Source organism: Streptococcus sp. LYSM12, from assembly GCF_004569635.1.
GTDB lineage: Bacteria > Bacillota > Bacilli > Lactobacillales > Streptococcaceae > Streptococcus.
In genome coordinates this window covers 40,110-54,691 of record NZ_SPOZ01000019.1, presented here as the reverse complement: position 1 = coordinate 54,691, position 14,582 = coordinate 40,110, and the positions used below count along the sequence as shown (strand labels likewise).

The following is a 14,582-nucleotide window of genomic DNA, read 5'->3' as shown; positions in this document are numbered from 1 at the left end:
CAACTACAAACTACCCCTGCACGTTTGGTTCGTCTTCTTTAATTTTCAAAGGTCTTTCCTGTCTGCTCTCTCAAGCGACAACTATATCAGTATATCACCTCTATTTCGCTTTGTCAATAACTTTTTTTCTTTTTTTCTACTTTTTTTCGTTTTTGCTTAAATCTTGAAACGTAAAGGAGTTCTCCCCCCCTAGTTACTGCCCCTCTAGACCAAGGGTTAGTTGGCCAGAAGCCCCTGAAATTAAAAATGGGAGTGGGAAAGAACTCAAAACACATAAGAAAAAGTTGGATTTTCCTTATTTCCTGCATTCTAGCTTAGTCTATTCCAGACCGTTTCACTCCACTCCGCATAGCTCCAACAGTCAGAGTAGTGACTGTTGGAGGTTGGAAATGAAGTAAACGCATTCGCATCAGTCCTAAAGCTCAGATGTGGAGTGGGAAACACGAACAAATAATAAGTAAAAAGCTCCAGTGGAGCTTTTGAGCCTGCTCCCTGAAAAAAGAGCAGTATTTCATTTCCAACCTTCAACAGTATGATAGCCCTTAAAGCAATCAATCACTGCGTCAACATCATTCGGTTCATAACGTTAGAAGGCTGGGACATAAGTCCCAGCCTCTTGTTTTCTATCCGTTCAGAGTTAGCCTAAACGTTGTTTTGCATCCGCTGCACGTTGGAAAGCTTGTCCGATATAATTGATACACAACATCATTACCAAGATAAATACTGCTGCTGGTAACCAAATCCAAGTTTTATTTTCTAAAACTTCGGCACTTCTGGCATTGGCAATCAAAGTTCCCAAACTTGGGACTGTTGCTGGAAGACCGAATCCAAGATAGGTGAGAGAGGTTTCAATCCCAATATTTCCTGCAAAATTCAAGGTTAAATTCACAATCACCAAAGAACTCAAATTGGGTAAAATCTCGCGGAACATAATCATAAAGTCACTTGTACCGAGTGTTTTCGAAGCATTTACATAGTCTAAACTAGCTTCAGACAAGGTTCGTGTTCTAAACAGACGTGCTTTGTAGGTCCAACCAAACAAACTCATGATGAAGATAAAGTGATAAATCGTATAGTTTTTAACAATTGTAACAAAGACGATAATCATCATTAAGGTTGGCAAGATTAAGATGAAGTCCACGATTCGCATCAAGAAACCATCAAACTTACCTCCGTAATATCCTGCAACGATTCCTAAGGATACACCGACAAGACTGGTCAAAATGGTAATTGAAAAACCAATGACAATCGAGTTACGAGCTCCAATAATCAGCTGACCGAAGATATCTCGTCCACCTTCATCTGTTCCTAAGATATGTCCATCAACGCCTGGTGCAAGGTAGCGTCCAAGCAAATTAACTTTCATCACTTCTTCTTGGTTCATAATAATAGCACCAGCAAAGACGCTCACTAAAATAATAACCAAAAGGAATAGGGACACTAGAGCAACCTTATCTTTTGTAAACTCTCTAGCAATGACACGCAGTCCTCCGGGAGGAGTAGATGCCGTGTTTTTATCTAATGTTTTATCTTTACTCACGTTTCTCCTCCTTACTTAACTCGAATCCGCGGATCCACAATACTCATAATGATATCAGACAACAAGGTCCCAAGTAGGGTTCCAAATCCAAACATCAATAGAAGTGCTAAAATAACACTATAGTCACGACCGGAAAGAGAGATGATGAATAATTGCCCAATCCCCGGATAAGTGAAGATATTCTCGACAAAGACTGAACCTGTAACCAAGCCAGTCAATTCATATCCTAAGAAAGCGGCGATTGGTAAAATAGAGTTTCGGAAAATGTGTCGGTTATAAACCACCTTTTCTGGTACCCCTTTGGCACGAGCTGTACGAACATAGTCCTGAGCCTTAGCATCAATCACACCCGTTCGCAAATACTGAATCGTACTCGTTGTTGATAGAATGGCCAGTGTCAGGGCTGGTAAAATCATATGTTGTAAACGACTGAAGATAGCTTCTACACCAGTAACTCCTGAGGCTATCGATCCGCGCGTTGGGAACCAACCAAGAGAGAAACCAAATAGCCACAAGAGCAAGATTGCAAAGATAAAGACTGGCGTTGAAAAGGTTAAAAAGTTATAAACGTTGATAATTTTATCTGCTACAGAATTTTGATAGCGCCCTGCAATCATACCAAGTGGTAAGGCAATCACATAAGTAATGACCATGGTCAACACAGACAACCAGATAGTATTGTTCAAGCGTTGCATGATAATAGTGCTAACAGGCTGTTTGAAGAAGACACTCTGACCAAAGTCCCCCTGTAAGATATTTCCAATCCACCGGAAATATTGCACATGAAGCGGGTCATAGTAACCGTATTGGATACGCAAGCGCTCAATCGCTTCAGGATCGATATTTGGATCGACCTGTCCTGTAAACGGATCACCCGGCATCAACTTCGCAAATGCGAAAGCGATAATACTAAGAAGAATGAGCTGGGGTATCATCAGTAAGAATCGACGCAATACTGTTTTCCACATACTTAGATACCTCCTTTCGTTTCTGGTAGAGCAACTTGATGAGTATCTGTAAATCGTTTCAAGTCAAACACACGTCCATTTTCATCATAGAAGATGCTTTGTTTTTCAAGATATTCCTGCTCAGCTGCCAAGCGGTGTGCTTTGTTTTGTGCACGATTGATGGGGTCAATACTTGGAATCGCTGATAATAGGCGCTTGGTATAGATATGTTGTGGATGATTGTAAATATCTTCTTTACTTCCCGTTTCAACAAAGCGACCACGATACATGATGTACAATTCATCACACATATGTTGAACAACACCAAGGTCATGAGAAATAAAAAGATAGCTTAATTTATATTCATCTTGAATGCGTTTCATGTAATTCAATACTTGCGCTTGTACAGACAAGTCTAGAGCAGATACTGGTTCATCTGCAATAATCAAGCGAGGATTGCTTGCCAAAGCGCGGGCAACACCGATACGCTGACGCTGACCACCTGAAAACTCATGTGGATATTTCACAAGCGCTTCTTCTGTCAAGCCAATAGTATCCAATAAGCGAAGAACTCGTTTCTTCTCTTCGTCTGGTGATAGGCGGTCAAAATTGCGGATAGGTTCTGCGATAATATCTAAAATCCGTTTTTTAGGATTAAAACTTGAGAGAGAGTCTTGGAAAATCATTTGGACATCACGGTTAAAATTCCCTTTTTTACGACGGGATTTGTTGGTGACATTTTGTCCCTCATAGATGATTTCTCCAGATGTTGTGCGTTCTAAGCCGATAATTGTTTTTCCAATCGTTGACTTACCAGAACCAGACTCTCCTACAAGACCATAGGTCTTTCCTTCTTCAAAATGAAGATTAACTCCATCAACAGCGTAAACATAGTCTGTAATGCGATTGAAGAAGCCACTACGAATTGGGTAATGAACTTTTAAATCTTTTACTTCAATAAATCCCATTAGTTCGTCTCTCCTTCAAAGTAGAATGTTTCATGACAAGTACAGCGTACAAAATGACCTGCTGATACTTCATGCATGATTGGATTTTCTTCATGGGCACCTGCATCAATCCAAGGAATACGTGATGCAAAACGGCAACCTGTCCGAGGCATTTTTGTCAATGGTGGCACAGTTCCGTCAATCACATGCAAATCACCACCCTCGTCACTTGATTGTGGATTTGATTTCAATAAAGAACGAGTGTATGGGTGTTTTGGATTGGTAAAGAGCTCTTCAACAGGTGCTACTTCCACAAATTGGCCACCATACATGACCGCTACACGGTCAGCCGTTTCTGCTACCACACCGAGGTCGTGTGTAATCAAGATAATCCCTGAGCCAGTCTCTGCTTGGATTTCATTTAACAAGTCCAAAATTTGAGCCTGAATCGTCACATCCAAAGCAGTTGTGGGTTCGTCTGCAATAATAATCGGTGGTTTACATGACAAAGCAATAGCAATCACGATCCGTTGGCGCATACCGCCTGATAGTTCATGCGGGTATTGTTTAAAGGTGCGTTTTGGATTTGGAATACCGACTTGATCCAGCAATTCCAAGACACGAGCTGTACGCTCTTCTGCATTCATATCTGTATGATAATAAAGCGCTTCATCGATTTGTGCACCAATGGTCATCAAAGGATTCAAAGAAGCCAATGGGTCTTGGAAAATCATCCCGATATCGTTTCCACGAATCTTATTGTAACCCGCTTCACTCATTCCAACCAATTCTTTATCCTTGTATTGAATTGCGCCTTGAATCTTTGTATTTAATGGATTATGAAGTCCCATAATCGTTGTCGCCAAGGTTGACTTCCCACATCCTGATTCCCCTACAATCGCCAAAATTTCATTTTTTTGCAGATGAATGGACACACCGTCAACAGCATCATAAAATTCATCGCCAATACGGAAACCGACGTGTAGATCATTAATCTCTAAAAGCGGTTTTTCATTTGTCACGCTTTTCCTCCTTCGTCAACAGCCGAGCTGCCTGTCAATAAAAAAATAGAATATTCATTCTATTCTATCACAATTTTTCCTCCTCTGCCAACTATTTCAGCTATCAGCAAGGTAAAAATTCTTTTAAAATTTCCGAAAAACTCTCGTTCTTTGTCAGTATTTTTTACACGATTATTTGAAAAAGCCAACTTAGTTGGCTTTTTCAAAATCTATCTATAACATTCCGTCATGAGAGATTTTTCGATAGGAACATTACTCCGCAATGCCTTTATCAGCAGTCAATTCAACCTTTTCCCAAGCTGTAGCTGAGGCTTTGGAAGCTGAACCGTAGTAAGTATCCCAATTTTTCACACGCTTATTAACCGCTGTTACAGCTTCTGACTCAAATAACGGGATAGCAAATGCTTCATTGAAGGCATTTTCTTGCCATTTCTTGTAGTTTTCAAGATTTTTCTTCTCATCGAATGATTCAACAGAACCAATCGCTTCAAGCAATTTACTGTTTTCTTCTGATACAAAGCGTGACATATTGAATTTATTCGTAGGTCCCCACACATTTGGCATTGGGTCATAACCAGTCGACCAGCCGCCAAGATAAGCATCAATATTTGCATCATTAGCCTGAACCATTTCGTAGAATGAGTTTATCTCAATGGTCCGACCTGTGTAAAGCTCAACGTTCAAGCCAATTTCTTTCCACCAAGCAAGGTACTGTTGTACAAGAGCTTCGTTTGCTTCTGTACGTTTACGTGCAGCAAGGCTAATCTTGAATGCTTTTCCATCTTTACCTTCACGGATACCATCTCCATCTACATCTTTGTAGCCCGCTTCATCAAGCAATTCTTTTGCTTTTTCTGGATTGTAAGCAAAACCTTCCAAGTCTGAATCGTGGAGTTCACCAAAGAATGAGATAATCAGAGAGTTTGCTGGATGGTATAAGCCATTATAGAGTTTTTCTCCCGCAGTCTTAGTATCAAGAGCATATCCCATAGCTTGGCGCAACTTCACATCACTCATCTTAGCGTCAGGATTCATGACATTTTTCTTAGCTGCTTCATCATATTTACCGAAGTTAAATGAAAGGTATTCATAAGATGACTCTAGATTACCAAGAAGGGTTACATTAGATAAATCCTTGTAAGAATCTATTTGGTCTACAGGCATTTCTGCAGCATCATAGTGGCCAGCTTTCATCTCTGATACAATGGTATCTGGAGAAACGATGTCCATCTTCAAGCCCACTTTTGGTTTCCCCTTGAAGTAGTACTCATTCGGTTCAAAAGTAATCGACTCACCATTGACTACTTCTTTGACCTTGAATGGTCCCATACCGACAATTTTTGTTGTCGCACGTGCATACTCACTCTTTTCCCAATCTGCTACTGGGATATCTTTAAAGATGTGTTTTGGCATGACATAAGCTGGTACAGACCCACCCGCATACATCATAGATGGCTCCATTTCTTTTACAGTCAAAACCGCTGTATAGTCGTCGACTTTTTCAATACCTGAGATTGTATCTGCTGTACCTGCGACAAACTCGTCCATGCCAACGATATTTGTGAATTTGTCGTCAAAACGGACACCCGTATAGCCTTTATCCGCCATTTTTTCAATTGTAAAGAGGTAATCGTCAATCGTGAATGGCTTACCGTCTGACCACTTGTAGTCTTTGCCTGTCAAGCTAACTGTAATGGTCTTTTCTTTCGTATCAAAGTCTACTTTCGCAAGACCTGAATCGTCTAGCTTACGGTTTCCATCGTAGCCAAACATACTGTTATCAACCATTGATCCAAAAGTAGAATCGGTAAGCTGTTGGGTTAACTCATCAATCAGAAGACCTGTCGCAGCAGCTGGTGATACAACTGCATACTTAAACTGCCCATCCTTAATGACGGAGCCGTCATGGGTAACTTCAGTAGGAAAACTCAACTCAGCATTTGCTGCATTTGATGAACCTTTCGCTCCGCAAGCTACAAGTGTTGCCACAGATAACAATGTCACGCTTGCAAAAGCGAGCTTTTTGGTAGACTTCTTCATAAAACACCTCTTTATATCTATATAGTAAAGACTTTATGTCTATGGGAGATATTATATCATAAAATTTCCTTTTAAAAAAGGCTTTTATCAGAAAATGTTGCAAAAGAAACAATTTTCATTATTTTCAGACTATTTTCTTGTGAAAATTTCAGCTGAAGTCTCCCCTACTTTTATGTTATAATATGACTACTATAAAATGAGGGAGGCATTGATATGAAACGATTGTATAAATTCCTAATCGCTTGCTTGTGTGCAACACTCTTCCCCTTTTCTGTCCACGCCCTAGATAAATATAGCACAGATGCTGAGCACTCCATTGCGATTGAAGCACAGACAGGAAAAGTTCTCTACGAACAAAATGCGACTACTCCGGCCAGTATCGCCTCGATTTCAAATCTGCTAACCGTCTATTTGGTCTATGAAGCGATTGAACAGAAAAAATTGACTCTTAACACCCAAGTTCCCATTTCAGATTACGCCTATCACTTGACGATTGCATCTCCTATGACCAACGTTCCTTTGGACAAACGTTCCTACTCTGTTCAGGAACTCATTGATGCATCCTTAATCGCTTCGGCTAATAGCGCAACGATTGCTCTAGCTGAGCAAGTAGCTGGTAGCGAATCTGCCTTTGTGGACTTAATGAAAGAAAAATTGGCATCTTGGGGAATTTCTGACGCAACCATTATCAATTCAACTGGTGTAAGCACAGACCTTCTAGAAAATGAAGATACTCAAGTTTCAGACGAGAAACAGGCTAGAGAAAACCGCTTATCTGCCCTTGATGTTGCTATCATCGCCCGCCGACTGATTCTCGATTATCCGCAAGTGCTAGAGGTTACCTCCCGATCCCACTTTAAACTGAATGGGGCGACTTATTATGGAACAAATCCCATGCTAAGAGGAGGCGCTTATGAAAAAGAGGGAGTAGACGGTCTCAAAACAGCTTCCGGCACGTCTATCGTCGCAACCAGTCTAGAAAATAATATGCGAATCATCACCGTTATCTTACATACCAAAGACGGAGACATCTATCCTGAAAAACGCTTTATTGAAACAATGAACCTGATGAATTATTCTTATACCTATTTTAAATGGACCCCTATTGTAAAAGCAGGCGAATCCTATCACGACAGTAAGGTATCTATCTTTAATGGTAAACATGCAAGCACTCCGGTCGTTGCTAAAGAAGAGCTCATGTATGCAAAAAGGGTGCGACATAATGAAGAAACACTTGCAAAAGCAACAGGACTGGACACTGTGTTTGATGCACCACTTGCCAAGGGAACAATCGTTGGTACCTTAACCTTAGCAGATACAGACTTGATTGGGCACGGCTACGTTGACAAACAGCCGAGTATTGAACTGATGATTGGAGAGAATACTCCTCCTGCAAGCTGGCCCTTTTCTTGGTGGAACCACTTTGTACGGTATGTCAACGAAAATTTATAGATCTAAAAAAGGAAATTGTTCTAAATTTCCTTTTTTTATATGGCAGAGAATGTCTTTTTCCAACTCCTCTTTGTACTATAGTCTTTTAGTTTGCTTTTAGTACTAGGCAAGGAGCTGCAGGCTGTACTGGAGTACGGCAAAGCGAGTTAACGAAGTAATAAAAGATAAACTAAATGACTATAACTTCTTCCGTCATAAGCTTATCTTGTTAAACTTCAATTAGAGGGACGCTGAACAAAAAGCCCCCTCTCCACTTCTCAGCGCAGTGGTTAATTGTTTCAATGGCTATCATATCATGCCGTTGAGGTTGGAAATGAACTGCTGCTCTTTTTTCAGGGAGCAGGCTCAACAGCCCCACTGGAGCTTTTGATAGTCTTTTCGTTTGCTTTTATAGCCGTTTCGTTTATTTTTGTACTAGGCAAGGAGTCGCAGGTAGTTGAAATAGTTGATAACTATTTCAAGTGACAGATAAGAAAAGTGTAACTTTTCTCAATGGTACAGCAAGACGAGTGAACGAAGTAATAAAAATATAAACGAAATGACTAGAGTACTAGGCAAGGAGCTGCAGGCTGTACTAAAGTACGGCAACGTGAGTGAAAGATAAACGAAACGACTTTACTCATATTTGTTCGTGTTTCACACTCCACATCTGACCTCTACGACTGATGCAAACTCGTTGGCTTCATTTCCAAGATCCAACAGTCACGACTCTAGCTGTTGGAGCTATGGGGGGAGCGAAACGGTCTATTCCCAGACCGTTTCAGCCCGAAGCTAGAATGCAGGAAATAAGGTAAAAACCGAATTCGTTCTTATGTGTTTTGAGTTCTTTCCCACTCCCTTGTAACCGCAGCTAGAGATAGAACTGACTAAATAGAACAATTTGTAGAAATACTCCCGTCTTCTTTATTTCCAACTTTTGTCGGTAAAAATGACGGTAACCAATAAGCATGTGCTTATTGGTTACTTGCATTTAGTAGGTAGAGCGCTTATTATTGCTCTTTATCTACCATTTCAATTGGTCAAGTATAGATAAAGCAAACCTGTAGAATGCTTCCGCATCTCCTTATTTCCAGCTTCAGTTGGTAGATGATTGTCACAAACAGCATGTTAGCTGTTCGTGTCTAATCATTCTATCCAACTGAACCCTCCATCTCATAAGAAATCAAGCGATTAAGCTCAACAGCATATTCCATCGGAAGTTCTTTGGTGAATGGTTCGACAAATCCCATAACAATCATCTCAGTAGCTTCACTTTCTGACAAACCACGACTCATGAGATAATACAGCTGTTCTTCTGAAATCTTAGATACTTTCGCCTCATGCTCCAAGGCAACTTGCGAATTGTGGATTTCGTTAAATGGAATTGTATCGGACTTGGACAAGTCATCCATAATAATCGTATCACACTCGATGTGACTGACGGATTTCTTAGAATTACGAGAAAAGGTTACCTGACCACGATAGTTTACTGCTCCACCACCCTTGGCAATGGATTTCGATACAATAGATGAGCTGGTATGCGGTGCATTGTGAATCATCTTGGCACCTGTATCTTGGTGTTGACCTGTATTTGCAAAAGCAATAGACAACATGGTCCCACGGGCACCTGCACCATCTAGATACACAGACGGATATTTCATAGTGGTCTTTGCACCTAAGTTTCCGTCAATCCATTCAACGGTCGCATCTTTCATAGCACGGGCACGTTTGGTAACAAGGTTATAGACATTGTCAGACCAGTTCTGAATCGTTGTATACCGCATATAAGCACCGTCAAGAGCAAAGATTTCTACAATCGCTGCATGTAGACTATCGCTCGAGTAGGTCGGTGCTGTACAGCCTTCAACGTAATGCACGCTTGCACCCTCATCCACGATAATCAAGGTTCGCTCAAACTGTCCTGTACTTTCGTTGTTAATCCGGAAATACGTCTGCAAGGGAATATCACATTTGACCCCTTTTGGTACATAGATAAAAGTACCACCCGACCAGACTGCACTATTCAAAGCTGCCAATTTATTATCCGTTGGCGGAACAAGTTTTGCAAAATACTGTTTGAAAAGTTCTGGATACTCTTTTAAGGCAGAGTCTGTGTCGGTAAACACAATCCCTAATTTTTCAAACTCTTCTTTCATGTTGTGGTAAACCACTTCTGACTCATACTGGGCAGCAGCTCCTGCAAGATAAGCGCGTTCTGCTTCTGGAATTCCGATTCGCTCAAAGGTTTCTTTAATTTTCTCAGGTACATCATCCCAAGAACGTGCAGGTTTGTCAGACGCTTTTTGGTAATAAATTAAATCATCAAAATCAATTTCTGACAGGTCTGCTCCCCATGTTTCAAGGGGCATCTTTTTAAAAGCCTCGTAGGATTTGAGGCGGAACTCCAACATCCATTCTGGTTCATTTTTAGCTGCCGATAGGGACCGGATTACGTCTTCGTTCAAGCCTTTTCCTGTAGACATAATCGGCTCTACGTCATCATGAAAACCAAATTTATATTCACCGAGGTCAATCGGCTTTGGTTCTACCCTCTCTTCTGTCATTCTTTCCTCCTCTATACTCGTTTATTTATTTCTCGCTTTGTATCTTACTTACTCTTCCCCTAAACCTTTTTTTAGTGCATTCCAAGCCAGCATTGCGCACTTGACACGCTGAGGGAATTTGGCAACACCCGCTAGAAAAGCGGCATCGCCCAATTCTTTTTGGCGCTCATCTGACTGTCCTTGGACCATTTCAGAAAAGACCCCTGCTAGCTCAAGTACTTCTGCCTTATTTCGACCAAGAACGAGGTCAGTCATCATGCTAGCTGAGGCTGTCGAAATGGTACAACCTGCATTCAGAAAGGCAATATCTTCAATCGTTTCTCCTGCTTCATCTAACTTTAAAGATAGGTTAATCACATCGCCACAAGTTGGATTGTTCAAATTCACCTGCTCTGCTCCGTCAAGGGTTCCTTGGTGGTGAGGATACTTGGAATGTTCTGTCACTACTGTCAGATAAAGACTTTCTAGTTTAGAAAGCGCCATTAAAAAACTCCTTTGTTTTCTCTAATGCATCAATCAATTTATCACAGTCTTCCTTGGTATTGTAAAGGTAAAAGCTAGCACGGACAGTGGACTGTACTCCCAAATAAGCCAGCAGCGGTTGAGCACAGTGATGCCCTGCTCGAACAGCTATCCCCTCATAATCAAGTGCTGTCGCTACATCATGAGAATGTAAATCTTGCATGTTAAAGGAAATCACACCTGAGCGCTCTGCCACCTCTTGCGGTCCATAAATGACAATACCGTCCATGGCCTGCAATCGAGGAAAGAGGTAAGCCATCAATTCTGCCTCGTGTTGAGCAACATGCTCCATACCCGTTTCTGCCAATAGATCAATGGCTTTAGCGAGTCCAATCGCACCTGCTACATTGGGCGTTCCTGCCTCAAACTTCCAAGGCAATTCTTTCCAGGTCGCAGACTGCTCATAGACGAAATCAATCATCTCACCGCCAAACTCCACCGGATTCATCTGTGACAACCATTTCTCCTTACCATAGAGAACACCAATCCCGGTCGGTCCCAACATCTTATGGCCTGAAAAGGCAAAGAAATCCACGTCTAAATCTATCACATCAATCGCCATGTGGGGAGTTGATTGGGCTCCATCCACCACCATGATAGCACCTACTTCATGCGCGAACTGGGTAATTTCCTTAATCGGATTGACCACACCAAGGACATTTGACACATGGGCAAGAGAAACGAATTTCGTCTTAGGTGATAGCTTGGCTCGCAAATCCTCCATATCCAAGCAACCGTCTTTGAGATAGACATAGACTAACTTAGCTCCCGACTGTTGACAAGCCTGTTGCCACGGAATGATGTTGGCATGGTGTTCCATAATCGAAATCAAGACCTCATCTCCTGGCTTCAGCATCTGAGTCGCAAAACGAGCTACCCAGTTGAGGCTGGCTGTGGTTCCTTTGGTAAAGAGCACTTCCTTGATTGACTTAGCACAGATAAACTCTCTCACACGTTCACGCGCTGCTTCATAGCGACTGGTTGCCCGCTCTGCCAAGGTATGAACACCTCGGTGAACATTGGCATTGTCTGTCTGGTAATAATTCACTATTTCCTCTAAGACAGCTTGTGGTTTCTGGGTCGTTGCTGCACTATCGAGATAGACTAACGGCTCATCATGGACCAGCTGGTCTAAAATCGGATATTCTTTCTTGATGGCATGGCTATCTACTGGCATCGCTTCTTACCTCTTGTTTAACTTTTCTTCAATCCCGTCAATCATCTCATCGCGGGCTTCCTTAACAGGGATTTCCGTAAGCACTGCTCCCAAGAACCCACGCACAACCAATCGTTCTGCTGTCGCCTTGTCCAATCCACGACTCATGAGATAGTACATATCTTCTGGATCTACCTGCCCGATAGAGGCCGCATGTCCTGCTGTGACATCATTTTCATCAATCAAAAGGATTGGGTTGGCATCGCTTCGAGCCTTATCAGACAACATCAAAACGCGGCTTTCTTGCTGGGCATCCGCTCCCTTAGCCCCTTTGATAATGTGACCGATTCCATTGAAAGTAAGCGTTCCTTTTTCAAGGATAACCCCGTGCTGGAGGATATTGCCAATCGAATGGCGACCGTAGTTAGTGACACGCGTATCAATCCCCTGTACTTGCTTGCCGCTTGATAATGCAACCACTTTCATATCCGCATGGCTACCGTCACCGTACAAGTCACTATCAAAATCCGCTACGACATCACCCTCGTTCATAACACCAATCGCCCAATCAATGCTGGCATGATTGCTCAGTTTTCCACAGCGACGCATGTAGGTTGTCACATGCTGACCTAGGCGATCAATAGCTGCAAACTTAATCTGACTACCTGGTCCTGCAATTACTTCTACCGTGATATTGGCCGTTGCTTTTTCACAACCCTCTCCAATGCTTTCAAAACATTCCAGATAGTTTAATGTAGCGTTTTTTCCTGTAATCACGAGAATGTGCTTGTTAAAGGGCACCGTACTGTCACTGTCTTGGTAGAAAATCCCCTCAACAGGTAGGTCAATTTCAACATCATCAGGAACATATAAGACCACGCCGCTATTGAAATAAGCTGTATGATAGGCTGCTAATTTGTCCGTATCATACGCAACTGCCTTGGTGAAATACTGCTCCATAACCTCTGGAATTTCCTCTAAGGCTGTATAGAAATCTGTGAAGACCACGCCTGCTGCTGCTAATTCTGGTGACAGTTGTTCAAAAACGGTCTGTGTACCTACTTGCACCAACTTGGGATTGTCCCCTAAAGCTGTAAAATCAGGAACCTTACTCATTGCTTCTGATTCTGCAATCGTACCGCTTCCAAAATTCCAACGGTGGAACTTCACCCGTTCAATAGTTGGCAGGGCTAGTGTTTCAATCTTTTCAAAAGCTGCTTGACGAAGAGCGCTCAACCAAGCGGGTTCTGCGTGTGCTTGTGAAAAAAGTTTAATGGCTTCTTTGGTCATCGTTTTCTCCTTTCTGAACAAGTTTCGCCTTAAACTTCCTCTTCGTAAGTCAAGCCTAATTCTTCTGCAATTTTCGCATACCCCTCTTTTTCAAGACGAATCGCAAGTTCTGGGCCACCTGATAGGACCACCCGGCCTTCCATCATGATGTGAACCACGTCTGGTGTGATGTAGTTCAAGAGGCGTTGGTAGTGGGTAATAATCATCGCTCCAAAGCCTTGACCACGCATCGCATTCACTCCTTTTGAAACCACTTTAAGAGCATCAATATCGAGACCAGAATCAATCTCATCAAGAAGAGCAAAGGTCGGCTCCAGCATCAATAGTTGCAAGATTTCATTGCGTTTTTTCTCACCACCTGAAAAGCCCTCATTGAGGTAACGCTCTGCCATTTCCTCTTTCATATTGAGCAATTCCATTTTTTCATCGAGTTTCGTAATGAAATCACGGACAGAAATTTTTTCATCCTCTTCTTTTCCAGCATTCATGGCTGCACGTAAAAATTCTGCATTGGTGATTCCCGGAATTTCACTTGGATACTGCATGGCAAGGAACAGTCCCATACGGGCACGTTCATCAACTTCTAACTCCAAGACGTTGACACCGTCAAATAAGACCTCACCTCGGGTCACTTCATAGTTTGGATTTCCCATGATAGCCGCTGAAAGGGTTGATTTCCCTGTCCCATTTGGTCCCATAATGGCCGCCACTTCCCCTGTTTTTAGGGTCAAGTTTACTCCTTTTAAGATTTTCTTGCCCTCAATCTCCACGTGAAGATCTTTAATTTCTAGTACTGACATACCTACCTCCATTCAGTTTTGATACTCCTACTCTTTGAAAATCAAAACGATACGTTGTCAATTTATCTCGATGAATGAAAAGCTCCAGTGGAGGTTTTCAGCCTGTTCCCTTGAAACAAAAAGAAACAGTGTTCTACTTTCGATTACATTTTCTCGTCTATTATAGTCTTTTAGTTTACTTTTAGTACTAGGCAATGAGCTGCAGGCTATACTTAGAGTCCGGCAAAGCGAGTGAACGAAGGAATAAAAGATAAACAAAATGACTATATTTTTAATCTTCCTTGAGTATCAAAGAGTATTATCTGATGTATTATATCAAAAAA

The 14,582-nt window shown here is 41.9% G+C and carries 12 protein-coding genes; 1 reads left to right on the top strand and 11 read right to left on the bottom strand.

The features are described 5' to 3' along the window. Window positions 1-637 precede the first annotated feature (637 nt). The 6 genes from E4T79_RS07415 to E4T79_RS07395 are packed head-to-tail and all read right to left on the bottom strand — an operon-like array spanning window position 638 to window position 6,496. Window positions 638-1,540 carry an ABC transporter permease gene (locus E4T79_RS07415; protein ID WP_135029114.1) on the bottom strand — a complete coding sequence of 301 codons (903 nt, stop codon included), beginning with the start codon at window positions 1,538-1,540 and terminating at the stop codon, window positions 638-640. 11 nt (window positions 1,541-1,551) lie between these two features. Next, window positions 1,552-2,508 carry an oligopeptide ABC transporter permease gene (opp4B, locus tag E4T79_RS07410; protein ID WP_135029112.1) on the bottom strand — a complete coding sequence of 319 codons (957 nt, stop codon included), beginning with the start codon at window positions 2,506-2,508 and terminating at the stop codon, window positions 1,552-1,554. A gap of 2 nt (window positions 2,509-2,510) precedes the next feature. Next, complete coding sequence (locus E4T79_RS07405) at window positions 2,511-3,455, bottom strand: ATP-binding cassette domain-containing protein (RefSeq protein ID WP_135029110.1); 945 nt, start codon at window positions 3,453-3,455, stop codon at window positions 2,511-2,513. Then, window positions 3,455-4,456 (bottom strand): ABC transporter ATP-binding protein, encoded by a 1,002-nt coding sequence (locus E4T79_RS07400; RefSeq protein ID WP_135029108.1) that lies wholly within the window; start codon window positions 4,454-4,456, stop codon window positions 3,455-3,457. The genes E4T79_RS07405 and E4T79_RS07400 overlap by 1 nt, the downstream gene beginning before the upstream one ends. 59 nt (window positions 4,457-4,515) lie before the next feature. Continuing rightward, entirely contained in the window at window positions 4,516-4,662 is a 147-nt protein-coding gene (locus tag E4T79_RS11070; RefSeq protein WP_167752650.1) for a hypothetical protein, read from the bottom strand. A gap of 46 nt (window positions 4,663-4,708) precedes the next feature. Next, entirely contained in the window at window positions 4,709-6,496 is a 1,788-nt protein-coding gene (locus E4T79_RS07395) for an oligopeptide ABC transporter substrate-binding protein (protein WP_135029106.1), read from the bottom strand. Between the two features lie 213 nt (window positions 6,497-6,709). On the opposite strand from E4T79_RS07395, the gene E4T79_RS07390 reads away from it, so the two are divergent. After that, window positions 6,710-7,948, top strand: coding sequence for a serine hydrolase (locus tag E4T79_RS07390; protein WP_135029104.1), 1,239 nt, complete (start codon window positions 6,710-6,712; stop codon window positions 7,946-7,948). A 1,130-nt stretch (window positions 7,949-9,078) separates the two neighbouring features. Here E4T79_RS07390 and sufB read toward each other — a convergent pair. The 5 genes from sufB to sufC are packed head-to-tail and all read right to left on the bottom strand — an operon-like array spanning window position 9,079 to window position 14,259. Continuing rightward, window positions 9,079-10,491 carry a Fe-S cluster assembly protein SufB gene (gene sufB, locus E4T79_RS07385; protein WP_135029102.1) on the bottom strand — a complete coding sequence of 471 codons (1,413 nt, stop codon included), beginning with the start codon at window positions 10,489-10,491 and terminating at the stop codon, window positions 9,079-9,081. A gap of 48 nt (window positions 10,492-10,539) precedes the next feature. Continuing rightward, complete coding sequence (sufU, locus tag E4T79_RS07380; RefSeq protein ID WP_135029100.1) at window positions 10,540-10,974, bottom strand: Fe-S cluster assembly sulfur transfer protein SufU; 435 nt, start codon at window positions 10,972-10,974, stop codon at window positions 10,540-10,542. After that, complete coding sequence (locus E4T79_RS07375) at window positions 10,961-12,190, bottom strand: cysteine desulfurase (protein ID WP_135029098.1); 1,230 nt, start codon at window positions 12,188-12,190, stop codon at window positions 10,961-10,963. Before E4T79_RS07375 ends, sufU begins: the two co-directional genes overlap by 14 nt. A 6-nt stretch (window positions 12,191-12,196) precedes the next feature. After that, entirely contained in the window at window positions 12,197-13,459 is a 1,263-nt protein-coding gene (sufD, locus tag E4T79_RS07370; RefSeq protein ID WP_135029096.1) for a Fe-S cluster assembly protein SufD, read from the bottom strand. Between the two features lie 29 nt (window positions 13,460-13,488). Beyond that, entirely contained in the window at window positions 13,489-14,259 is a 771-nt protein-coding gene (gene sufC / locus E4T79_RS07365; RefSeq protein ID WP_135029094.1) for a Fe-S cluster assembly ATPase SufC, read from the bottom strand. Window positions 14,260-14,582 lie beyond the last annotated feature (323 nt).

Bases quoted from the DNA above. Each gene is read 5' to 3' on its own strand.
- opp4B (WP_135029112.1), bottom strand. From the start codon at position 2,508: ATGTGGAAAACAGTATTGCGTCGATTCTTACTGATGATACCCCAGCTC.
- E4T79_RS07405 (WP_135029110.1), bottom strand. From the start codon at position 3,455: ATGGGATTTATTGAAGTAAAAGATTTAAAAGTTCATTACCCAATTCGT.
- E4T79_RS07395 (WP_135029106.1), bottom strand. From the start codon at position 6,496: ATGAAGAAGTCTACCAAAAAGCTCGCTTTTGCAAGCGTGACATTGTTA.
- E4T79_RS07390 (WP_135029104.1), top strand. From the start codon at position 6,710: ATGAAACGATTGTATAAATTCCTAATCGCTTGCTTGTGTGCAACACTC.
- sufB (WP_135029102.1), bottom strand. From the start codon at position 10,491: ATGACAGAAGAGAGGGTAGAACCAAAGCCGATTGACCTCGGTGAATAT.
- sufU (WP_135029100.1), bottom strand. From the start codon at position 10,974: ATGGCGCTTTCTAAACTAGAAAGTCTTTATCTGACAGTAGTGACAGAA.
- E4T79_RS07375 (WP_135029098.1), bottom strand. From the start codon at position 12,190: ATGCCAGTAGATAGCCATGCCATCAAGAAAGAATATCCGATTTTAGAC.
- sufD (WP_135029096.1), bottom strand. From the start codon at position 13,459: ATGACCAAAGAAGCCATTAAACTTTTTTCACAAGCACACGCAGAACCC.
- sufC (WP_135029094.1), bottom strand. From the start codon at position 14,259: ATGTCAGTACTAGAAATTAAAGATCTTCACGTGGAGATTGAGGGCAAG.